Source organism: Microbispora sp. CSR-4 (assembly GCF_008033685.1).
Taxonomy (GTDB): domain Bacteria; phylum Actinomycetota; class Actinomycetes; order Streptosporangiales; family Streptosporangiaceae; genus Microbispora.
In genome coordinates, this window is record NZ_VJVX01000002.1 from 66,679 (window position 1) to 88,882 (window position 22,204).

General features: G+C 70.9%; 18 protein-coding genes. 6 read left to right on the top strand and 12 right to left on the bottom strand.

From position 1 onward, the window contains the following. Positions 1 to 106: 106 nt before the first annotated feature. Together FLV34_RS03730 and FLV34_RS03735 are read left to right on the top strand one after the other, a co-directional pair. Positions 107 to 2,185 carry an ATP-dependent DNA helicase gene (locus FLV34_RS03730; RefSeq protein WP_147942368.1) on the top strand — a complete coding sequence of 693 codons (2,079 nt, stop codon included), beginning with the start codon at positions 107 to 109 and terminating at the stop codon, positions 2,183 to 2,185. Positions 2,186 to 2,237: 52 nt separating this feature from the next. Continuing rightward, positions 2,238 to 2,492, top strand: coding sequence for a hypothetical protein (locus FLV34_RS03735; protein WP_142645397.1), 255 nt, complete (start codon positions 2,238 to 2,240; stop codon positions 2,490 to 2,492). 40 nt (positions 2,493 to 2,532) lie between these two features. Here FLV34_RS03735 and FLV34_RS03740 read toward each other — a convergent pair whose 3' ends face one another. The 9 genes from FLV34_RS03740 to FLV34_RS03780 all read right to left on the bottom strand — a co-directional run bounded on the left by FLV34_RS03740 (position 2,533) and on the right by FLV34_RS03780 (position 10,481). After that, positions 2,533 to 3,333 carry an SGNH/GDSL hydrolase family protein gene (locus tag FLV34_RS03740; protein WP_142645553.1) on the bottom strand — a complete coding sequence of 267 codons (801 nt, stop codon included), beginning with the start codon at positions 3,331 to 3,333 and terminating at the stop codon, positions 2,533 to 2,535. Positions 3,334 to 3,347: 14 nt separating this feature from the next. Next, positions 3,348 to 3,782 carry a type II 3-dehydroquinate dehydratase gene (gene aroQ, locus FLV34_RS03745; RefSeq protein WP_079314096.1) on the bottom strand — a complete coding sequence of 145 codons (435 nt, stop codon included), beginning with the start codon at positions 3,780 to 3,782 and terminating at the stop codon, positions 3,348 to 3,350. Then, complete coding sequence (gene aroB / locus FLV34_RS03750) at positions 3,779 to 4,855, bottom strand: 3-dehydroquinate synthase (protein ID WP_147942369.1); 1,077 nt, start codon at positions 4,853 to 4,855, stop codon at positions 3,779 to 3,781. The genes aroQ and aroB overlap by 4 nt, the downstream gene beginning before the upstream one ends. Then, a complete protein-coding gene (locus tag FLV34_RS03755; RefSeq protein WP_221889855.1) occupies positions 4,852 to 5,355 on the bottom strand; it encodes a shikimate kinase in 504 nt (167 codons plus the stop codon). The genes aroB and FLV34_RS03755 overlap by 4 nt, the downstream gene beginning before the upstream one ends. A gap of 23 nt (positions 5,356 to 5,378) precedes the next feature. Next, the gene (gene aroC, locus FLV34_RS03760) at positions 5,379 to 6,557 is read right to left on the bottom strand and encodes a chorismate synthase (RefSeq protein WP_205829781.1); all 1,179 of its coding nucleotides are present in this window, start codon (positions 6,555 to 6,557) and stop codon (positions 5,379 to 5,381) included. Between the two features lie 92 nt (positions 6,558 to 6,649). Continuing rightward, positions 6,650 to 7,360 carry an A24 family peptidase gene (locus FLV34_RS03765; protein ID WP_147942370.1) on the bottom strand — a complete coding sequence of 237 codons (711 nt, stop codon included), beginning with the start codon at positions 7,358 to 7,360 and terminating at the stop codon, positions 6,650 to 6,652. A gap of 388 nt (positions 7,361 to 7,748) precedes the next feature. Beyond that, complete coding sequence (locus tag FLV34_RS03770) at positions 7,749 to 8,315, bottom strand: SseB family protein (RefSeq protein WP_147942371.1); 567 nt, start codon at positions 8,313 to 8,315, stop codon at positions 7,749 to 7,751. 124 nt (positions 8,316 to 8,439) lie between these two features. Continuing rightward, positions 8,440 to 9,546, bottom strand: a complete 1,107-nt coding sequence (locus FLV34_RS03775) for a ring-opening amidohydrolase (RefSeq protein WP_147942372.1) — start codon at positions 9,544 to 9,546, stop codon at positions 8,440 to 8,442. Then, entirely contained in the window at positions 9,546 to 10,481 is a 936-nt protein-coding gene (locus FLV34_RS03780; RefSeq protein ID WP_261985645.1) for a carbamate kinase, read from the bottom strand. The genes FLV34_RS03775 and FLV34_RS03780 overlap by 1 nt, the downstream gene beginning before the upstream one ends. A 204-nt stretch (positions 10,482 to 10,685) precedes the next feature. On the opposite strand from FLV34_RS03780, the gene FLV34_RS03785 reads away from it, so the two are divergent. Beyond that, positions 10,686 to 11,327 (top strand): TMEM175 family protein, encoded by a 642-nt coding sequence (locus FLV34_RS03785; RefSeq protein ID WP_168065610.1) that lies wholly within the window; start codon positions 10,686 to 10,688, stop codon positions 11,325 to 11,327. Here the strand turns inward: FLV34_RS03785 and FLV34_RS03790 are convergent. The 3 genes from FLV34_RS03790 to FLV34_RS03800 all read right to left on the bottom strand — a co-directional run bounded on the left by FLV34_RS03790 (position 11,311) and on the right by FLV34_RS03800 (position 13,128). After that, positions 11,311 to 11,691 (bottom strand): type II toxin-antitoxin system death-on-curing family toxin, encoded by a 381-nt coding sequence (locus tag FLV34_RS03790; RefSeq protein ID WP_147942373.1) that lies wholly within the window; start codon positions 11,689 to 11,691, stop codon positions 11,311 to 11,313. The genes FLV34_RS03785 and FLV34_RS03790 overlap by 17 nt on opposite strands. Then, positions 11,688 to 11,891 (bottom strand): ribbon-helix-helix protein, CopG family, encoded by a 204-nt coding sequence (locus FLV34_RS03795; RefSeq protein WP_142645405.1) that lies wholly within the window; start codon positions 11,889 to 11,891, stop codon positions 11,688 to 11,690. Before FLV34_RS03795 ends, FLV34_RS03790 begins: the two co-directional genes overlap by 4 nt. Before the next feature lie 61 nt (positions 11,892 to 11,952). Continuing rightward, positions 11,953 to 13,128, bottom strand: coding sequence for a pyridoxal phosphate-dependent aminotransferase (locus FLV34_RS03800; RefSeq protein ID WP_147942374.1), 1,176 nt, complete (start codon positions 13,126 to 13,128; stop codon positions 11,953 to 11,955). 490 nt (positions 13,129 to 13,618) lie between these two features. Here FLV34_RS03800 and FLV34_RS03805 point away from each other — a divergent pair, with 490 nt between their 5' ends. The 3 genes from FLV34_RS03805 to fxsT all read left to right on the top strand — a co-directional run bounded on the left by FLV34_RS03805 (position 13,619) and on the right by fxsT (position 22,202). Next, positions 13,619 to 15,925 carry a tetratricopeptide repeat protein gene (locus FLV34_RS03805; protein ID WP_147942375.1) on the top strand — a complete coding sequence of 769 codons (2,307 nt, stop codon included), beginning with the start codon at positions 13,619 to 13,621 and terminating at the stop codon, positions 15,923 to 15,925. Positions 15,926 to 16,042: 117 nt separating this feature from the next. Continuing rightward, the gene (locus tag FLV34_RS03810; RefSeq protein ID WP_147942376.1) at positions 16,043 to 18,259 is read left to right on the top strand and encodes an FxsB family cyclophane-forming radical SAM/SPASM peptide maturase; all 2,217 of its coding nucleotides are present in this window, start codon (positions 16,043 to 16,045) and stop codon (positions 18,257 to 18,259) included. Between the two features lie 13 nt (positions 18,260 to 18,272). After that, a complete protein-coding gene (fxsT, locus tag FLV34_RS03815; protein WP_147942377.1) occupies positions 18,273 to 22,202 on the top strand; it encodes an FxSxx-COOH system tetratricopeptide repeat protein in 3,930 nt (1,309 codons plus the stop codon). The last annotated feature ends 2 nt before the right edge of the window (positions 22,203 to 22,204 follow it).

The window sequence follows — 22,204 nt, forward strand, 5'->3', positions numbered from 1 at the left end:
CTGACATCTCAGTGTGCCATGCGCGCCGGGAGGGAGTTCCTGGAACGCCAGGATGTGGTGGGGCGGACACGCACAGGATGTCGGTCACACCGGGTAGCGTTCTTCCGTGCCCAAGGACTGTGCCGATCTTCCGCCCGTCGAAGAACTCCTCACCGCCGCGGTGACCGCGCTCGGCGGGGTCGAGCGCCCTGGGCAGGTCAAGATGGCGCAGGCGGTGCGCGACGCCATCGAGAGCGAGGAGCACCTCGCGGTGCAGGCCGGCACCGGCACCGGCAAGTCCCTGGCCTATCTCGTGCCCGCGATCAGGCACGCGGCCGAAAGCGGCGACGCCGTGGTGGTGTCCACCGCCACTATCGCGTTGCAGCGCCAGCTGGTCGACCGCGACCTGCCCCGGCTCGCGGACGCGCTGGAGGGCCTGCTGCCGCACCGTCCCGAGTTCGCGATCCTCAAGGGCCGCCGCAACTACCTGTGCCGCCACAAGATGGCCGCCGGGATGCCCGACGACGAGGACGACCAGCTCTTCGACCCGCGCGAGGTCAGCGCCACCGGCCGGATGGTCCAGCGCATCCAGGAGTGGGCCAACGACACCGAGACCGGCGACCGCGACGAGATCGTGCCCGGGGTGAGCGACCAGGCGTGGCGGCAGTTCTCCGTGACGGCCCGGGAGTGCCTGGGGGCCCAGCGGTGCCCCAGCGGCGCCGAGTGCTTCGCCGAGCTCGCACGGGAGCGCGCGGGCGCGGCCGACGTCGTGGTGACCAACCACGCGCTGCTGGCGATCGACGCCATGGAGGACTTCGCCGTCCTGCCCGAGCACGACGTGGTCGTGGTGGACGAGGCGCACGAGCTGGTCGACCGGGTGACGTCGGTGGTCACCGGCGAGCTGTCGGAGAGCACGGTGAACCTCGCCGCCCGCCGGGCCGGGCGGCTCATCGAGCAGGGAGTGGCCGACCGGCTCCAGGAGGCGGGCGAGGACCTGCGGGCCCTGCTGGCCGTCGCCCCGCCCGGCCGCGTCGACACCCTGCCGCAGTCGCTCGGGATGACGCTCGCGCTGGTGCGCGACGCCGCCTTCGCCTGCATCACCGCCCTCGGGCCGCGCAACAAGGACAAGGACGACCCCGAGAACGCCGGGCTCCGCAAGGCCGCGTTCACGGCGCTCGACGAGGTGCACGACACCGCCCAGCGGATGCTCGACGCCTTCGGCCCGGCGGCCGGCCGCGACGGGGCCGGGGACGACGCGGAGGACACCGGCGATCCGGAGGACGCGCGGGATTCGGCGGCTTCCCGGGGCGGCGGGGGCGCGGACGCCCGGTCCGAGGAGGTCCACCGGGCCGAGGTCGTCTGGCTGGAGGAGGGGCGCGGGCGCGTTCCCCCCACCCTGCGGGTGGCGCCGCTGTCGGTCGGCGGCATGCTGCGCGACAAGCTGTTCGGCGACCGCACCGTCGTTCTCACCAGCGCCACGCTCGCGCTCGGCGGCTCGTTCGACAGCCTGTCCCGCCAGTGGGGCCTGCGGTCCGGGGAGTGGACCGGCCTCGACGTCGGCTCGCCGTTCGACCATCCGCGCCGGGGCATCCTCTACGTCGCCACGCATCTCCCCCAGCCCGGCCGCGACGGCCTCCCCGAGGCGTACGTCGACGAGATCGCCGAGCTCATCGAGGCGGCCGGCGGCCGGACGCTCGGCCTGTTCTCCTCGATGCGGGCCGCGAAGGCCGCCACGGAGGCGCTGCGCGAGCGGCTCGACGTGCCGCTGCTCTGCCAGGGCGACGACTCGACCTCGCAGCTCGTCAAGCAGTTCGCGGGCGACCCCGCCACCTGCCTGTTCGGCACGCTGTCCCTGTGGCAGGGCGTCGACGTGCCGGGCCCATCGCTGACCTTGGTGATCATCGACAGGATCCCGTTCCCGCGTCCCGACGACCCGCTCGCCTCGGCCCGGCAGCGGCACGTGGCGGCCACGGGGGGCAACGGCTTCATGGCGGTGGCGGCCACCCACGCCGCGCTGCTGCTGGCGCAGGGCGCGGGCCGGCTGCTGCGGTCGATGGACGACCGGGGCGTCGTCGCCGTTCTCGACCCGCGGCTCGCCACAGCCCGTTACAGCGGCTTCCTGCTCAACTCGCTGCCGCCCTTCTGGCGCACCACCGACCCCGCGAAGGTCCGCGACGCCCTGCGCCGCCTCACCGCCGGCTCCTGACCGGGGCCGAAGATCAGGCAGGGCGTCAGGCCCCCGCGTAGAGTGCGGGGGCATGAGCGCTGACGCCCCTGCCACGCCGGTATGCCTCACTCAAGGCGGCCGGCCGGCCTTCGTCGTGAACGTCGAGGTCTTCCTGGAGCAAGACGGCCGGTGGCTGCTCATCCGGCGCGGGAAGCAGGAGGCTCACGCGCCCGGCACGCTCGCCGGTGTGGGCGGCAAGGTCGAGACCGACGGCGATCCGGGCTGCCCGCCGTGGACGGCACGCGGCCTGCGCCGCGCGACGGCACAGTCCGGCACGCCGAGGTAACCGCCGGATCGGCGCGCGCCCCGGGGCAGGGGAAGAGAGATCAGGACGTGGGGGCCGGGGGCAGCGGGCCGAGTTCGGGCCGCTTGGGGGCGAGGCCGTCGCCGGAGGAGGTGCCACGCAGGCGCCGCCCGATCCACGGACCGAAGTGTTCCTTGAGCCACTGCATGTCCTCGCGGCGCTTGGCCCTCGGGTCCACCCGCTCCCGGGGCGGCCAGGTCTTGCGCCAGTCGTCCTCGCCTGGCAGGCCCAGCACGTGCAGGACCCGGGCCGCGACCAGGCGGTGGCCCTCGGCGTTCATGTGCAGCCGGTCGTCGCTCCAGGCCCGCCAGTCCCGCAGCCCCTGCATCGACCACATGTCCACCAGGTGGCAGCCGTACAGGTCGGCGATCGAGCGGACGTGCATGAAGAAGATCGCGAACTTGCCGCGCAGCTGCCGCATGATCGGGGTGTCCCGCGGGTCGGTCCCGGTGAACAGCACGACGTCGGCGCCGGTGGCCCGCAGGGTCCGTACGGCGGCGGCCAGCTTCTTGGCCATCTGGTCGGGGTCGGTGCCGGGCCGGATGAGGTCGTTGCCGCCCGCGCAGAAGCTGATCAGGTCAGGCTTCATCTCGACGGCCACGGGCACCTGGTCGGCGACGATCTGGTCGATGAGCTTGCCCCGCACCGCGAGGTTGGCGTAGCGGAAGTCCGGGTCGAGCCGGGCGAGCCGCTCGGCGACCCGGTCGGCCCAGCCCCGGTAGCGGACCACCTCACCCGGCGCCGGAGGGGGCGCGTCCGGGAGGGGGTCGTTGAGCCCCTCGGTGAAGCTGTCTCCGACCGCCACGAACGACCGGTAGCCCATGATCCCTTCTTTCGTCACTCGCCCATGTCCGCGATCGCGCGCAGCGCGAGCTCGTACGACCGCATGCCGAACCCCGCGATCGTCCCGGTGGCCACCGCCGCCACGACAGAGGTGTGGCGGAACTCCTCCCGCGCGTTCGGGTTGGAGATGTGCACCTCGACCAGCGGAGCCGTACGCTGCGCGATCGCGTCGCGCAGCGCGTACGAATAGTGGGTGAAGGCGGCGGGGTTGAGGACCACGGGGGTCCTGCTGTCGGCCGCCTCGTGGATCCAGCTCACCAGCTCGGCCTCGTCGTCGGTCTGCCTGACCTCCACCGACAGGCCCAGCTCGCGGCCGGTCTCGCGGCACAGGGCCGCCAGGTCGTCGAAGGTCTGCGCGCCGTAGACGTCGGGCTCACGGCTGCCGAGACGACCCAGGTTGGGCCCGTTCAGCACGAGCACCTGCCTCATCGGGCGACCTCCCGGTAAGCGGCTTCGAGCAGCTCTTCTGACGGGTTCTCCAGGCGGGCCGGCTTGGCGATGTCGTCGAGCACGACGAACCGCAGCACCGCTCCCCTGGCCTTCTTGTCCACCCGCATGTGGTCGCGCAGCCGCGGCCAGGCGTCGGCGCGGTAGGTGGTGGGCAGCCCGACCGACTCCAGGATCGAGCGGGTGCGGTCGACGACGTCGCGGCCGATGCGGCCGTCGAGATGGGACAGTTCCGCCGCGTAGACGAGCCCGATGGCCACGGCCTCGCCGTGCCTGATGCGGTAGTCCTCGACCCGCTCGATCGCGTGGGCGAGCGTGTGGCCGTAGTTGAGGATCTCCCGCAGGCCGCTCTCGCGCAGGTCGGCCCCGACGACGTCGGCCTTCACCCGGATCTTGCGCTCGACCAGCTCGCGGGTGTGCTCGCCTTCGGGAGTGCGGGCGGCGGCGGGGTCGTCCTCGACCAGCATGAGGATCGTGGGGTCGGCGATGAACCCGCCCTTGATGATCTCGGCGAGGCCGGCGACGTAGTCCTCGCGCGGCACGCTCGCCAGCGTGGCCAGGTCGCACAGCACGCCCTTTGGCGGGTGGAAGGACCCGACCAGGTTCTTGCCCTCGGGGGTGTTGATGCCGGTCTTGCCGCCGACCGCCGCGTCGACCATGGCCAGCAGCGTGGTCGGCACCTGCACGACCTGGACGCCGCGCAGCCACGTCGCGGCCGCGAACCCGGCCAGGTCGGTGGTCGCGCCGCCGCCGACGCCGACGACCGCGTCGGAACGCGTGATGCCGTAGCGGCCGAACGCCGACCACAGCTCGGCCGCGACGTGGACGGACTTGGCGTCCTCGCCGTCGGGCACGGGCAGGGCGACGACCTCGAACCCGGCGCCCTCCAGGGTCTCGCGCACCGGCCTGGCGATCTCGGGCAGCCCGGCGGGGTGGATCACGGCGACCGTGCGCACCTTCGCGTCCAGCAGCCCCGGCAGCTCCGCCAGCACGTCGGTGCCGACGACGACGTCGTACGGGCTCTCGCCCCGCACGGTGATGCGCGTCGCGGTCACAGCGCCGCCTCGATCTCGGTCACCACGTCCTCGGGCTCGCGGCCGTCGGTGGCGACGGTGATCGCGGCGAGGCCCTCGTAGATCGGCCGGCGCTGCTCCATCAGCTGCCTGAGCCGGCTGCGCGGGTTCAGCACCAGCAGCGGCCGGGCCGAGGCGAGGCCGACGCGCTTGACCGCCTGGTCGAGCCCGACCTGGAGGTACACGACCCGATGGCCGGACAGCAGCTTCTGGGTGTGCTCGTGCAGGATCGCGCCGCCGCCGAGCGCGAGCACGCCGGAGTGCGTCTCCAGCGCGTCGCGTACGGCCTGCGCCTCCAGCTCGCGGAACCGCTCCTCGCCGTCCTCCACGAACACGTCGCTGACGGTCTTGCCGGCGACGGCCTCGACGTCGGCGTCGGTGTCGCGGAACGGCAGGCCGAGGCGGTCCGCGAGGAGCCGCCCGACCGTGGACTTGCCCGAGCCGGGCGGGCCGATGAGGACCGCGGCGGGTCCTTGGGACACCGATTGCATGATCACAAACCCTATTACTTGATGACCAGGGACGACAGGTAGCCCGACAGGTTGCGCGCGACCTCTTCGACGGAGTCGCCGCCGAACTTCTCGACGGCCGCGTCCGCGAGCACCAGCGCCACCATCGCCTCGGCGACGACCGCGGCGGCCGGGACCGCACAGACGTCCGAGCGCTCGTGGTGCGCCTTGGCCGGCTCGCCGGTCAGCACGTCGACCGTGGCGAGCGCCCGGGGCACGGTGGAGATCGGCTTCATCGCGGCGCTGACCCGCAGCGGCTCGCCATTGGTCATGCCGCCCTCGACGCCGCCGGCCCGGTTGGTGATCCGGCGCACGCCCTGGGGGGTGTTCTCGATCTCGTCGTGGGCCCGGGAGCCGGGGCGGCGGGCGGTCTCGAAGCCGTCGCCGACCGCGACCCCCTTGATCGCCTGGATGCCCATGAGCGCCGCGGCGAGGCGGGCGTCGAGACGCCGGTCCCAGTGGGTGTAGCTGCCGAGACCCGGCGGCAGGCCGTAGGCCACGACCTCGACCACACCGCCGAGGGTGTCGCCGTCCTTGTGCGCCTTGTCGATCTCGGCGACCATCGCCGCGCTCGCGGCCGGGTCGACGCAGCGCACCGGGTCGGCGTCCACCGCCGCCATGTCGCCGGGACCGGGCAGCACGTCGCGGGGCGCGCTCGCCTCGCCGATCGAGACCACGTGGCTGACGATGTCGACGCCGAGGGCCTGCTTGAGGAAGGATCGGGCGACCTGCCCGAGCGCCACCCGGGCGGCGGTCTCCCGCGCGCTGGCCCGGTCGAGCACCGGCCGGGCGTCGTCGAAGCCGTACTTCTGCATGCCGGCGAGGTCCGCGTGGCCGGGGCGGGGGCGCGAGCGCGGCGCGTTGCGCGCCTGGCCCTCCAGCACCGCCGGGTCGACCGGGTCGGCGGCCATCACGGTCTCCCACTTCGGCCACTCGGTGTTGCCGATGCGGATCGCGACGGGCGACCCGAGCGTGCGGCCGTGCCGTACGCCACCGGAGATCGTCACCTCGTCCTGCTCGAACTTCATCCGCGCCCCGCGGCCGTATCCGAGACGGCGGCGCCGCAGCGCCTCTGCGAGGTCGGCGGTGGTCACCTCCACCCCGGCGGGCAGGCCTTCCAGGATCGCGAGAAGCTCGGGGCCGTGTGACTCCCCGGCGGTCAACCAGCGCAGCATGGGGACAAGTCTTCCATGTGCACCCGACTGCGGCGTCCCCCTGACACCCCCATGACCGTATGCGGATGCCCCCAGACCGGAAACCGCACGTGCTAGCCACCGGGGAAAACCCCTGGGAAGACCCCTGGGAAGACCCCGGTGAGAGCCACCGCGGCGAGGGCCCCCACGAGCATGAACGGGCCGAACGGGAACTCGGTCGTGCGGGTGGCCCTGCGGGCCAGGAGCAGCCCCACGGCGTACAGCGCACCGAGCACCTGGCCCGCCATCCCGGCGACGACCGTGGCCTGCACGCCGAGCGCGCCGGTGAGCAGGCCGATCAGCCCGGCCAGCTTCACGTCGCCGAGCCCGAGGCCCGTGGGACGGGCGAACCACAGCACGGCGTAGACCGCGCCGAGCGCGCAGCCCGACGCCACCGCGGGCAGCAGGCGGCCAGACGGCGCGAGCAGGGCCAGCACGATCGGGTAGGACGGCAGCGTGATCGCGTCGGGCAACCGCCAGGTCTTCCGGTCGATCTCCGCGAGGGCGGCCCCCACCGCCACCGCGTACAACCACGCGGCGAGCACCCAGCCGTCGTGGACGCGCCAGGCCACCAGCGCCGCGGCGAGCGCGGTCGCGCCCTCGACCGCGTACGGCGGGCGGGGCAGCGGCACGGTCCGGGCCGCCGCGGCGAGGGCGGCCCGCGCCTCCGCGCGGCGGCTCTCGCGCCGGGCGTCCTGCTCCGGGCCGAAGCCGCCGGCGACCGCACGCGCGTACGCACCGGCGATCAGGCCGAGGACGGCTGCGGCGAGGACGACGAGGGGCACGCGGCCGACCCTAACGCCCGTACGCCGCCCGGGACCGGTCCGCGGACTCCCCTGTGGACAACCACGTTCCTGTGTACGGCCGGGCGGCCGGCTGCCGGGCGGCTCGTCCCCGCCCACAGCGGGTCACGGGTCACCGGACATCAGGCCAGGGCCAGGCGGACGGTCCGGGCGCAACGGCGCAACGGCGCGCCGGGCGTCCGCGGGCGATGGCTTCACCAGCGGCCGAGGCGGGGCTCACGCGCGGCGGCGGTCACCCGGCGGCCGACGCGGACTAAGGCGACGCGGACTGAGGCGAGGCGGACTAAGGCGAGGCGGGCTCAGACGCGGCGACGGTCAACGAGCGCCGGTAGCGCTCAAGCGCGACGGCGGTCACCAGCGCCGGCGCCGCTCAGGCGCGGCGGCTCCACCAGCGGCGGCGGCGCTTGTCCTCCGCGGTCCCCAGACGGGCCACCGTGGCGCCCGGCACCTCGCGGGCGAGGCGGTCCACGGCGGAGGCGTCCCTCTTGGCCTCCTCCACCGTGGCGAGTGCCTGCAGCATGCCGCCCTCGATCACGAACGGGACCGGCCCGGCCACGTCCACCACCACGGCCGCCGCGCTCTCGTGCCGCGCCGCCTGGCAGACCTGCGGAGCCGTGGCCTGCACCGGCCGGGCGTCCGGGCGCCATCTGCGCATCGGCTCGGTCCCGGTGAAGGCGAGCACGGCCTCACGACCGTCCTTGCCGACCAGTTTCGGGAGGGCCATCTCGCTCTCCTTCTCCTGGCGCAGGCCGTGCTCCCCCACTTCCGACTCGGTGAGCAGCGCGACCACGGGCACCAGCAGCCGCGCCCCGGCGAGCGCCGCCAGGACGTCGGCCGCCGTCGCCGTACCGGCCTGGAACGCCGACAGCGCGGACGCGACGGGCGCGTCGGTGGCGCCGTCGTCGTCGGGGCGCAGCGGCTGCGGAATGACCGGCATGTCTGCGACCTTACCGCCCGCCCCTGGCGGTGCCGCACACGCTCGGCCCCGCCCGGACAGCCCGGCCCGGGAGGCCGGAACAGCCAGGCTGGGAGGCCGGATCTGCCCAGGCCGTGCGGCGGGATCAGCCCAGGTCGGCGATGGCGATCACCGGGCCGCCGCCGGACGGGCCCTGGTGGACCGCCGCCACGGAGACGAACACGGCCGGGTCTCCGGTCACGCCGGCCGCCACCCCTCCGACGGTCGCCTTGATCTGGCGGTGCCAGTGGACGTCGGAGTCGTCGAGCATGATGTTGCGCCGCCCGCGTACGCGGCCCGACGGGTCGGCCTCGCACTTGATGAACAGGTTGACCAGCCGGTCGCCGAGGTCGCTCGGATGCGGCCGCTCGGGCAGCTCGATGCCCGCGCTGCGGATGGCCTCCCAGATCCCGTCGGTGTCCAGGGCGTCCTTCATGACCGAGTGGCCGGCGCGGTAGCGGCCACCGATCCCGCGTACGTTGCCCACCACGACGATCTGGGCCCGGTCGAGCTCGACGCCGCTGGAGCACGAGGCGACCGACGAGTAGAGCGACAGGTCCTTGTGGATCTGCTCGGCCGAGGGCGTCTCGATCTCCCCGAGTGCGACGGCGATGCCGAGCGCCGTGGTGGAGTTGGAGATGTCCATCGACTTCAGCGTGTCCTCGGTGACGACCGTCTGGCCGCGCTCCTTGGCGTCGGTGATCGTGGACAGCGTGAGCAGCGGCGTCTTCGTCTGCACGTAGTGGACGTCGGCCGGGTCGTCGATACCGGCGATCTTCATGGCCTCGCGCACCCCGGCGGCCACCTTCTCGACCATGGCGGGCCTGCCGATGTCCTCGGGGAGGATCACCTCGCTCATGGCCACGCCGACGCTCACCCGCGGCTCGTCGGTCCGTACGGCCGTGGCCGGGTCGACGGTCGCGAAGATCGTCGCATGCGGGCTGAGCACGCCGTCGGTGCCACCGGACCACACGAGGGGCACCTGCGCGACCTCCTCGGCGGTGCGCGTGCCCTTCGCCACCAGCACCTCGCGGAAGGCCCGGTCGGCGAGGATCCGCGTGTAGTCGTTCACGCCGCCGTTGCCCTCGGTCTTGCCGATCACGGCAAGCACGCGGTCGGCCTCGATCACGCCGTCGTCGATCAGCCTCGCCAGCCCGGAGGCGTCGGTGACGCTCTCGATGGGGACCTTCCGTACCTCGATCGGATCCGGCACTATCTCTCCACCCCTCTGTACACCCTCGTACCGATATTTCCTGACAGCGCGGCACCGATGTGGTGCAGCGAGGTGATCACGGCCCGGCCCCCGGTCTCCTCGGCGAAGCGCAGGGCGGCCTCGACCTTGGGTCCCATGCTGCCTCCGGCGAAGTGACCGGCCGCCTGCAACTCGCGCAGGGCGGCCACGTCGATCTCCCCGATCGGGCGGGCGCGGGGCGTGCCGAAGTCCACGGCGGCGTTCGGCACGTCGGTCGCGATCACGAGGTCGGTGGCGCCGACGGCGACCGCGAGCACGGCGGCGGCGAGGTCCTTGTCGATCACGGCCTCGATCCCGGTCAGCGTGCCGTCCTCCTGCCGCACGACCGGCACTCCCCCGCCTCCGGCGGCGACCACGGTGAATCCGGCGTCGATGAGCGCGACGGCGGCGGAGGCGTCCAGGATCTCCACGGGACGCGGCGAGGCGACCACGCGGCGCCATCCGCGGTCGAACCTCCGCCAGGCCTGGCCGTGCCCCTCGAAGCGGCGCGCCTCCTCCTCCCCGAAATACCGCCCGATCGGCTTGACGGGGTCCTGGAACGCCGGGTCGGCCGGGTCCACGAGCGTACGGGTGACGATCGCCGCCACCCGGGCGTGCCCCAGCTCATGCTGCAGGGCGTTCATGATGAGCGTGCCGATCGTGCCCTGTGTCTGGGCCACGCACCAGTCGAGCGGCACGGGCGGCACGACGTGGGCGGCGAGCTGGTTCTTCAGCAGGAGGTTGCCGACCTGGGGGCCGTTGCCGTGGGTGAGCACCACCTCGTGCCCGGCCCTGCTGAGCGCCGCCACGTGGGCCATCGCCTCGCCGATCGCCCGCTCCTGGTCGGCCGGGGACGCGCTCCCGTCGGGAGCCGTCATGGCGTTGCCGCCCAGTGCGATCAGTACGCGTCCGCCCACATCCGGAAACTATCCAGCCCCATCCGGGCCTTCATTGGCGAGTCTCGCCCACCCCTGCCGCATCCATGGGCAGATTTCACCAAGCCACAGCGAAGAAGCCGGGCGGCCTCCCGGGTGAATGGCCGCCCCGCCGCTTGCCGGCTCCCGTCCCAGGCGGCTTCTGCCAGAATGCTCGCCTCTGCCCCCCTTATGTTGGAGATCCGCATGGCGATGGCACAGGCGCGTCCCGGGCTCACACATGAACGTGTCAGCATCTTCGCCGACGCGATATTCGCGATCGCGATCACGCTGCTCGCCCTGGAACTACCGCGCCCGGAGGGCGAGGACTTCCGGCGGCTGGGATCGTTCTTCGGCGACCACGTCGGCTCCTTCATGGCCTTCGCCATCGCCTTTCTCATGCTCTGGTTCACGTGGCGGGCCCATCACACGCTGTTCGACCAGATTGAGCGGGTGTCCCAGCTGACTCTCCTGCTGCACATCCCGCTGCTGTTCTTCGTGGTCTTCCTGCCGTACACGACGTCGCTCTTCGGCGAGACCAACGCCAGCCGGCTGCCGGCCGAGGCCGACGGCAGGGCCCTGGCGACGGGCCTGTTCGCCGGCAACGAGGCCATCCTGCTGCTCGCCCAGGGCGCGCTGTTCACCCTGGTGCTGGCGCAACGCCTGCACCGGCCGGACGCGGACGTGCAACGCCTGCGCGCCAACGCCTTCATCTACTGGGCCATCGGGATCTACTGGCTGCTGACCGCCGCGGCGAGCGCGTGGACGGTCGACGCGGTGCCCTTCCTGTGGCTGGCTACCCCGCTCGTCGCCGCCGGCACGGTCCGGGTGCTCAGGATGAGACGATGAAGCCGCGCAACACGTCGGCGATCTCGTCGACCTCGGTCAGCTTCCCCGACGCCACCGCGCTCACCAGGTCGTAGGCCGAGTCGTCATCCATGTCCACCTCCACGCCGTTGTAGGCGAGGAAGACCACAGTGGAGACCCAGGCCACCCGCTTGTTCCCGTCGACGAAGGGGCGGTTGATCGCCAGTGAGTGCAGCAGCGCGGCCGCCTTTGCCAGGAGATCGGGGTATGCCTCCTGGTCGAACATCCTCGCCCGCGGCCGGTGGACGGCCGAGTCGAGCAGGCCGAAATCCCGGAGCTGGGGTGTGCCCTCAACGGCCAGTTCGGCCAGATCCAGAACCTGCTCGACCGAGAGGTAGCGGGTCACTGGGCGAGGCGGTCGAGCACCGGCTTCCAGCGGCGCACCGCCTCGACACCGAGGCGATGTACCTCCTCGTCGGCGGCATGCCGGGAGAGGTACTCCTCCACCGCGGCGACGACGATCTGCTGCATGCTCCGGCCCTCCTTCTCGGCGAGCCGCCGGAGGGCCTCGGTCTGCTCGTCGGTCAGGCGAAGCGTCATGGCCATGCCCGCATCCTAGGGATGCCGTGTCGCGCCGGCACCGGAATTGAGAGCCGGCGCTCCGCCATCACGCCACGTCCGCGCCGAGGCGGCGCAGGCGGGTCACCGCCTCGTCGATGACCTCGTCCCGCTTGCAGAAGGCGAACCGCAGGTAGTGGCGCCCCCGTTCGGGATGGTCGTAGAAGACCTGGGTCGGAATGGCCACCACTCCCGCCAGCTCGGGCAGCCGGCGGGCCAGTTCCAGGCCGTCCTCGAAGCCGAGCGGCCGGATGTCGGTCTGCACGAAGTAGGTGCCGGCCGGCCGCAGCACGTCGAACCCGGCCTCCGTCAGGCCCGTCATGAGGCGGTCCCGCTTGGCCTGCAGGGCCGCCCGCTGGGCCGCGACCCACTCCATCTCCTCGCGGAGGGCGTACGCGACCGCGACCTGCCAGGGGGCGTTCGCGGTGAAGGTGAGGAACTGCTTGACGGTCTGCACGGCGGCGGTGAGCGGCGCCGGAGCGCACACCCAGCCGGTCTTCCAGCCGGTGACGCTGAAGGTCTTGCCCGCGGAGGAGATCATGACCGTGCGCTCGCGCATGCCGGGCAGCGTGGCGAGCGGAATGTGCTCGACGCCGTCGAAGGCGAGATGCTCGTAGACCTCGTCGGTCACCGCGATCAGGTCGTGCTCCTGGCAGACCCGCGCGACGCACTCCAGCTCCTCGCGGGTGAACACGGTGCCGGTCGGATTGTGCGGCGAGTTGACCAGGATGACCCGGGTGCGGGGCGTGATCGCGGCCTCCAGCTCGGCCGGGTCGAAGGTGAACCTCCCCGCGTCGACACGCAGCGTGACCGACCTGCGTACGGCTCCCGCGAGCGCGACGGCCGCGGCGTACGAGTCGTAGTAGGGCTCGAAGAGAACCACCTCGTCGCCCGGCTCGCAGAGCGCGAGGATCGCCGCGGAGATGGCCTCGGTGGCGCCGACGGTGACGAGGACCTCCCCGTCGGGGTCGTAGGCGAGGCCGTACCACTGCTTGCGGTGCTCGGCGACCGCCTGCCTCAGCTCTGGGAGGCCCGGTCCTGGCGGGGACTGGTTGAGACCGCCCCGCACGGCCTCGATCGCATGCTGCAGCATGCGCTCCGGCCCGTCGGTGTCGGGGGAACCCTGACCCAGGTTGATCGATCCCGTCTCCACGGCCAGCTTCGTCATCGTGGCGAACACGGTCGTCCCGAACTCCCGCATCCGCCGCACCAGCGGCTCTCTCACTCCGTTACTCTATCCGGAAGCCAATAAGCGAACAAATGATGCCACCGAGCCTCAACAGCCAATACCTCCGACACGGGGAACCGCCTGCCGTTCTTCCCATAGTCGTAGGTGAATTAGCTTCTCGGAACATGGCGATCCTGCTACCATCCTCGTCCATTGCGAGTGCCCGAAGTCCTCAGCTCACGATTGGCACTGGTTGCATGAACGACACTCCCACGCTACATACTTCGATCGCCGACTACGCCGATATAACACTGGAGGAGCTACCCGACAGGCAGGCAATTGAAGCGTCTACTGTTACGTTCAATTCAACCAGTTGATTGGTGTGCATCAAAACACCTTTGACGACGAAGGTTGCAGTGGCCGGCTGCGACCTGGCTACCGTAGCTCCGCAGTTGCCTGAAAGCCTCGTCATGGACGCATCCTACGAGTAACCTGCCAAGAAGGCGGTGGGACCGCCTTCCGGGAAGAACGTTCGAAGGAGCCGGTCTTGCCACGTCGTCGGACCTCCTGGGTTCTGACTACATCAATCATCGCGGTCGTCCTGCTGCCGACCGCGACCAATGTCGCCTCGAACGCCCTTCCCGATTCCTGGCGATCGAACCTTTGGCTGGCATGGCCCATCTGCATACTGCTCGCGATTCCCGTACTGGTCATGGAGCTGCGCACACGTCATGGCGCCCCTGCCGAGCATGCACCTCCCCCGGTGACGGTCGCTCCGAAGACCGACACTCAAATATGGAATATTCCAGCACCCGTCAAGGAATTCAGCAATCGCAGAGCGGAGTTCCGCAGGATCGGCACCATACTGATGCGAGGAAGCGGTCGGGCGCTTCTGCTGTGCGGCATGGGAGGTATCGGGAAAACGCAACTCGCTCTCGCTTACGCACACCGCCGGCGCTCGTCCCTCACTCTGGGGTGGCGGGTGTCCGCGGGCAGCCGAACGTCGGTGGTCTCCTCCCTGGCCGAGTTGGGCCGCCAAATGAACCTGGCTTCCACCACTGCCGAGTCCACAGCCAGGAAAGTCGTCGACCTGCTGAGCGAGCGAGAGGGATGGCTCCTCATATTCGACGATGCAAAGAGCTGCGAAGATCTCCTGGATCTGATACCCGTCACATCAGGCGGGCAGGTCCTCATAACTTCCAGAAACCCACAATTCGATCGTCTCGCGGAAACGCTGCTCCTCGAGGTGTTCCCCCAGGAGGAGGCCGCCCGGTTCTTACGCAACCGTGCCGGAGACGCCGACCAGGACTCCTCCGCGGAACTGGCGACGAGGCTCGGGGGTCTGCCTCTCGCACTGGAGCAAGCGGGCGCCTACTGCCGTGACTCCGGCATCGGGCTCCGCGACTACCTGCAGCGGTACGACTCCAGTCGCGCGCGTCTGCTTAGACAGGGCTCGGGCCACAGTCGTGTCAGCGTGGAGGCGACTCTCGATCTTTCCTTCGACTGGGTGATGCGGCGCAACCCTGCAGCCATGCAGCTCCTTCGCGTTCTCGCGTTTATGGCGCCCGCTGACATTCCTCGAAACCTGCCCATGATGAGTCCGTCCGTGCTCCCTCGTGCGCTCGCGCGCGCCTGCGCCGATGTCGTGGCCCTCGATGAGGCCATCGCGACGCTCCTGCAGGCCTCCCTTCTCACCTCGGCCACCGCCGAGCATATCCGCGTGCACCAGTTGATCTCAGACGTGCTTCGCGACCGGATCACGGCCGACGGAAATCGCGGACTGCGATGGTTGCGCGGCTTGCGAGCGGTGTTCACCCCGAGGAGAGACCCGTCCTCGTCCTGGAGCGTCTCACGCTGGCTGAAGGCGGCCCTGACTCTCCTGTGGGCGGGCGTGCAGGTGAACGAGCGGGACCCGGACGGTTGGAGCCGCGCCGCCACACTGCTTCCCCATGCTGACCGGGTCTGGACCTACCTGGTGAACGGAGAGGTGACATTCCGTCAAAAAGAAATGGTTCTTGCCGCCCAGCTGTTCGGCGAGCTTGGCATTCGGCTGTTCCGAAAAGGCGACTACGCGGTGGCCGAAGAGTTGTGCCGCCGAGCCTGGCGGATCGGCCAAGAGGTGCTTTCAGAAACGGATCCACGCCTGCTGCGCCTGGCGAACTGCCTTGCCCAGGTGACCCACGGCCTTGGAAAGTTGAGCGAGGCAAAAGACCTTTATGAACAGGCACTCTCTGTTTATCGCCGCGACTATGGGGAAGATCATCCAGACACGATCCAGACGATGAATGATCTGGGCGGTGTCCTCCTGGAACAGGATGAGCACCTACTCCAGGCGAGACGCATCTACGAGCAAGTCGTTACTACGCGGCTTCGCACACTCGGCCAGCGTAACGTTCACACTCTCATGTCAATGAACAACCTCGGCAAGGTGTGCCGCTATCTTCACGATCTCCCCACTGCACATGCTCTTGCCACGGAAGTAGTGAGAATCGGGAGCGAGTTGCTGGGAGAGGAACATCCCGACAATCTTGTCTGGATAAACAATTTGGCGGAGGTCTCGCGCGCTCAGGGAGACTTAGAAAAGGCTCGCGCGCTCCATGAAAAGGTCCTCACACTGCGACGCAAGGTACTCGGCGAGACACATCCTGCGAGCATCGTCTCCATGAACAACCTCGCCCGGGTCATCCGCCTGCTCGGGGACGTGCCTTCCGCCCTCCAACTGTACGAAGAGTCCCTGGCACTGGCCCGCCAGGTCTTGGGGGAAGATCACCCGTCCTTTACCGCAGCAGAAAAAGGGGTGCAGGAGTGCCTGGCGGACCGTCACCTGCTGGACGACGGGAATGACTCCTCATAGGGTCGGCCGCGAAGTAGGTCCGCTCCACCAGGGTCCTGGATACCTGCGCAACCTGGAGGGCGTCGCAAGGGCGAGTTAAATAATTACCAAACCTGTCGGGCCCACAGAACCGAGGCTATGAACTCAATGGCACTCAAGCGGCCGCCTCTAGCCACCCTGCCCTTCCGCCAGTTCGTGCTCAAGGTGGCGAGCAGGTGTGATCTGGCCTGCGACCACTGCTATGTGTACGAACACGCCGACACCAGCTGGCGGGGACGGCCGGTGGTGATGTCCGACGAGACCGCCGTCCGGGCGGCGGACCGGATCGCAGAGCATGCCGCCGAGCATCGAATCCAGACGACGCACGTCGTCTTCCACGGAGGCGAGCCCCTCCTCGCCGGGATCGAGCGGCTCCGGCGTTTCGCACGGACGCTCCGCCGGGCGGTCGAGGGTGTCTGCAACCTCGACCTGCGCATCCACACCAACGGCGTGCTCCTGTCACGAGCGTTCTGCGACATGTTCACGGACGAGGGCGTCAAGGTCGGCGTGTCGATCGACGGCGACCGCGTGGCGAACGACCGCCATCGGCTCTACGCCAACGGCCGCAGCAGCTACGACCAGGTCATCCGGGCGATCACCCTGCTGCGGGACCATTACCCGCATCTCTATGCCGGGCTGTTGTGCACCATCGACGTCCGCAACGATCCCATCGCGGTATACGAGGCGCTCGTCGCGCTGCGCCCTCCGCGCGTCGACTTCCTGCTGCCGCACGCAACGTGGGACAACCCCCCACTGCGGCCCGCCGGCCGGGACACCGCCTACGCCGACTGGCTGATCACCGTGCACGACCGGTGGCGCGCGGACGGCAGGCCGGTCCCGGTCAGGATATTCGAGTCGATCATCCTGACCGCCTCGGGCGGGGACAGCCAGACCGAGTCGCTCGGCCTGCGGCCCTCCGACCTCGTCGTCATCGAGACCGACGGTTCCTACGAGCAGGCCGATTCGCTCAAGACCTCCTTCGACGGCGCGCCCGCGACCGGATATGACGTCTTCCGTCACTCGCTGAACGAGGCCGCGGGGCATCCCGGCTTCGCGGCGCGTCAGGGCGGCCTGGACTCCCTGTCCGAGGAGTGCCGCCGCTGCCCGCTCGTCGCCAGCTGCGGCGGCGGCCTCTACGCGCACCGCTACCGGACGGGCTCGGGCTTCGCGAACCCCTCGGTTTACTGCGCCGACCTCTTCCGGCTGATCTCCCACCTGGTCGCCTACGAGCGCCGGCGCCCGGCGACCCCCGTCCACCGGCTGCCGGTCGCCACCGTGGACGCCATGGCGTCGGGAAGCGTCACGTCTGACGACGTCGCCCTCCTGCGCGCCCCGCAGCTCAGCAGAGCACGGCTGGCGGCGCGCCGCACGGCGACGGTCGTCGCCGACGAGGAGTCCTGGTCCGTCCTCGTGGACGCGGAGCGGGCGGACCGCGCCGCGGTCGACGACCTGCTGAGCCACCCCTACGTCCGTGCCTGGGCGGCGCGCTGCGCGGCCGTCGATCCCGCCTCGCTCACCACCGCCGACACGGGTCATCTCGCCGCCGTCGCCGCGGTCGCCGCCGTACGGACCGGTCTGGCCGTGAAGGTGACGGTGCCGGTCGTCCAGGACTTCATTCATCTGCCCGCCCTCGGCCGCATGCGCGCGGCCGGAGAAGACCGCGCCGATGTCGAAGCGCACGACGGGTCGTTCGCCGTGAGGGTCGGCGGCCGATGGCATTCCGAGGACAGCGGGCTCTGGGAGCCCGTCCGCCTGGTCGGCGGCGCCGGGATCCGTCTGCTGCTCGACGACGTCGATCCTTATCGCGACTGCTACGGCCTGCCCGTCGAGGACCGGCTCAGCGCCGAGACCGCCGCCGGATGGGACGAGGTCGTCCGTGCCGCGCTCGACCTCCTGACCGATGATCAGCGGGCCGCCATGCGCGACGGCCTGCGCGTCGTGACGCCCCTCTCTCCGTCCGCGACGGGCGCGACGAGCCGCGCGGCGTACGGCGCGATCGCCCTGCCGCTGAGCGCCGGCCCCGAGACGACGGCCCGGCTGCTCGCCGAGCATTTCCACCGGGCCCAGCTCGGGGCGCTGCTCGACCTGCTCGACCTCGCCGGCGGCGACGCGAACCACGAGCGCCTGCTGTGCGATGCCTACGGGCTCCTTTCTGTCGCCGATCTCCTCGGTGAGAAGGAACTCGAGCGGCTGATGGAGACGATCGGCCAGATCACCGACTGGGCGCTCCCCGCTGTGGGGCGTCGGTTCGCCAGGCAACTGGCCGACGCAGCCGCCGCTCGCGGCAGCCGACTCACCACGACGCGGCGGGAGTGAAGCAGGGGAGACAGTGAGCCAGTTCAGAAACGGCCACATCGTCACGTTCTACTCCTACAAGGGAGGGACGGGAAGGACGATGGCGCTGGCCAACACGGCCTGGATCCTCGCCTCCAACGGCCACCGCGTGCTGGTCGTGGACTGGGACCTGGAGTCTCCCGGCCTGCACAAGTTCTTCCGGCCCTTCCTCGACGGAGACATGATCAGCGGCACGACCGGCGTGATCGACCTGATCAAGGAGTTCGCCTGGGCGGCGACCCGCCCCGAGCCGCGTCCCGCCGACTGGCACACCCGGTACGCCGACGTGGGGCGGCACGTCCTGTCGGTCGAGTGGCCCCACTTCCCCGACGGCGGCTCCCTCGACTTCCTGCCCGCCGGACGGCAGAACCGCGACTACTCGTCGCTGGTGTCCACGTTCGACTGGGACAACTTCTACGAGCGGCTGGGCGGAGGGCAGTTCCTCGATGCCCTGCGGGTGGACATGCGTCGCGGCTACGACTACGTGCTCATCGACAGCCGCACCGGCCTGAGCGACATCGCCGACATCTGCACGGTCCACTTCCCCGACACCGTGGTGACCTGCTTCACGCTCAGCGCCCAGAGCATCGAGGGGGCCGCGCGGGTCGCGTCGGAGATCGCCGAACGGTTCCCCGACCGCCGCATCAGGATCCTGCCGGTCCCCATGCGCGTGGACGACGCGGAGAAGGAGAAGCTCGACGCGGGCCGGGCCTTCGCCCGCAGCCAGTTCGAGGGGTTCCCCAGCGACCTCGGCCAGGACCAGGCCGGCAGCTACTGGGGGGCCGTCGAGATCCCCTACAAGCCGTTCTACGCGTACGAGGAGACCCTGGCGACCTTCGGTGACGCGCCCGGCTCGCCCGGCTCGCTGCTGGCCGCCTACGAGCGGCTCACGGGCGTCATCACCGGAGGCCGGGTCTCGTCCCTTCCCCCGCTGGACGAGGAACTGCGGCTGAGTCACCGGGAGCTGTTCGTCCGGCGCCGCCCGTCGCTGTCGAACGACGTCAGCCTGAGCTACGTCCCCGAGGACCGGTTGTGGGCGGAGTGGATCGCCGCCGTGCTCACCCAGGCCGGCATGCGGGTCCGTACGCAGGGGGGCGAACGCGAGGAGGACGAGAGCGGGCAGGCGCGGACGCCGGAGGCCGCGGGCCGCACGGTCGCGCTGCTGTCCCCCGCCTACCTGCGCTCACGGCAGGCCCGGGAGACCTGGCACGCCGCCGAGGGGCCCGCCACCCTGTCCGCTCACCTCCTTCCCGTCCGCGTGTCGGACGTCCGGGTCCCGCAGACGTACGCCGACCCGCCCGCGCTGGACCTGTTCCGGCTGGACGAGCAGCACGCGGCCGCCGCGCTGCTGCGCGCCCTCGACCGCCCGGCGGGCACCGAGGCCGTGGGGCAGGGAGGGACGCCGCGGTATCCCGGCATCCAGCCCGCCATCCTGAACCTGCCGACCAGGAACGCCGCCTTCACCGGCCGGGGCGAGGTGCTGGAGCGGCTGCGGGACCAGTTGGTCGGCGGCAGCCAGGCCGTGGTGACCCAGGTGCAGGAGGGCCGCACCCAGGCCCTGTTCGGCCTCGGCGGCGTGGGCAAGACACATCTGGCCATCGAGTACGCCCACCGCTTCATGAGCGACTACGACGTCGTGTGGTGGGTGTCGGCCGAGCAGCCGGAGCTGCTGAACGGAGCGATGGCCGATCTGGCCGAGCGGCTGGGCATCAGGATCGGCGACAACCTGGCGGAGGCGGCGCTCGCGGCCAAGGACGCCTTACGGCGGGGCGAGCCGTACGCCCGCTGGCTGCTCATCTTCGACAACGCCAACAGCGCGGACGACGTGCAGACCTACCTGCCCGGCGGCTCCGGCCACGTGCTGATCACCTCGCGCAGCCAGACCTGGTCGCAGATCGCCAAGCCGCTGGAGATCGACGTCTTCACCCGGGAGGAGAGCCTGGAGCACCTGCGGCGCCGGGTCGCCGATCTCAGCGACGAGGAGGCCGACCGGGTGGCGGCCGCGCTCGGCGACCTGCCGCTCGCCATCGAACAGGCCGGGGCGTGGCTGCAGGAGACCGGCATGAGCGTGGACGAGTACGTCGACAAGCTCGCGAAGCAGCCCGTACGCACGCTCGCGCTCGGAGACTCCCCGACGACCTATCCGACGCCCGTCGCCGCCACCTGGAACGTGTCGTTCCAGCGACTGCGGGAAAAGTCGCCCGCGGCGGTCCGGCTGCTCCAGTTGCTCGCGTTCTTCGCCGCGGAACCGGTGTCGCTGTCCATGCTGTACGGCGACGAGACGGTGCGCTGCCTGGTCCGGTACGACGACTCGCTGCGTGAGAAAATCATGATCGGGCGGCTGGTGCGCGAGCTGAACAGGTTCGCCCTCGCCAAGGTCGACCAGCGCAACAACTCGGTGCAGGTGCACCGGCTGGTGCAGGCCGTGCTGCGCGACCAGATGGACGACGACGAGCGCGAGCGCACCGTCCACGAGGTGCACCGCATCCTCCTGGGTGCCCGCCCGCGCGAGGGCGACACGGACGACCCCGGCAACTGGCCGCGCTACGACGAGATCTGGCCGCACCTCGCCCCGTCCAACGCCGAGGAGTGCGACGAGGAGGAGACCCGGCAGCTGCTGATCGACCGCGTGCGCTACCTGTATCGGCGCGGCGAGTTCGACCGGGCGCTGAGCCTCGGCCGCCGCCTGGAGGAGCTGTGGATCAGGAAGCTCGGCGACTACGACCGGCAGACGCTCTACCTGCGGTTCCACATGGGCAACGTGCTGCGCTCCCAGGGCAGGTACCTCGAGGCGTGCGATCTCAACCGGGCGATCCTCGAAGACCAGCGCAGGGTCCTGCCCGACCCGCATCCCCACACCCTGCAGACCGCGGGGAGCCTCGCGGCCGACCTGCGCGCGCTGGGCGAGCTGAGCGAGTCGCTGCGTATGGAGCAGGAGACCTACGCGCGGACCAAGGAGCTGTTCTTCGACGACCACCCGCGCGTCCTCGCGGCGGCCAACAATCTGGCCGTCGCCCTGCGGCACGTCGGTGACATCGGCGCCGCGCGCCGGCTCGACCAGGAGACCGCGGACAAGCGCCGCGAGGTGCTCGGTCCCGCCCACCCCTTCACGCTCCTGTCCGAGACGAACCTCGCTCTGGACATCCGGGAGGCCGGAGAGTACGCGAAGTCGGCCGACCTGCTGCGCGAGACGCTGAACAGCTACGGCGAGGTGTCCGGCCCCGAGCTCCCCGACACGCTGAACACCGCGCGCAGCCTCGCCGTGTCGCTGCGCGAGACCGGCGCGCTCGCCGAGGCGCGGCGGCTCACCGAGACGACCTACGAGCGGTGTCTCCAGCGCTTCGGTCCCGAGTCGCCCGACACCGTCGCCTGCAAGCTGAGCCTCGCCTGCGACCTCGCCGCGTCGGGCGACAGGCGACGGGCGTACGAACTCGCCTCCGAGGTCAGGGCCAGCTACGAAAGCAAGCTGGGCGCGGACAACCCCTACACCCTGATCGCGGCCAACAACATCACGATCTACCTGCGGCACCTGGGGGAGCTCGCCGAGAGCCGGGCGCTGGGCACCCGGACCCTCGCGACGTTGCGGCGCAAGGTCGGGCCCGACCACCCCTTCTCGCTCGCCTGCGGTGTCAACGTGGCCAACACCCTCGGAGACCTGCAGGACTACCCCGAGGCCGAGAAGCTGCAGCGGGACACGCTCGACCGGCTGCGCGCGGTGCTCGGCCCCCATCACCCCACCACGCTGATCTGCGAGGCCGACCTGGCCGTCACCCTCCGCGACGTCAGGCGGACCGACGAGGCGCGGGTGCTGCGCGAGCCGCTGCTCGTCCAGCTCCGCCGGATCCTCGGGGAGGCGCACCCGGTCATCGCGGCGGTGCTGGACTGGCGCCGCGTCGACCGCGAGCTGGAGCCGCTCCCCTGGTGACC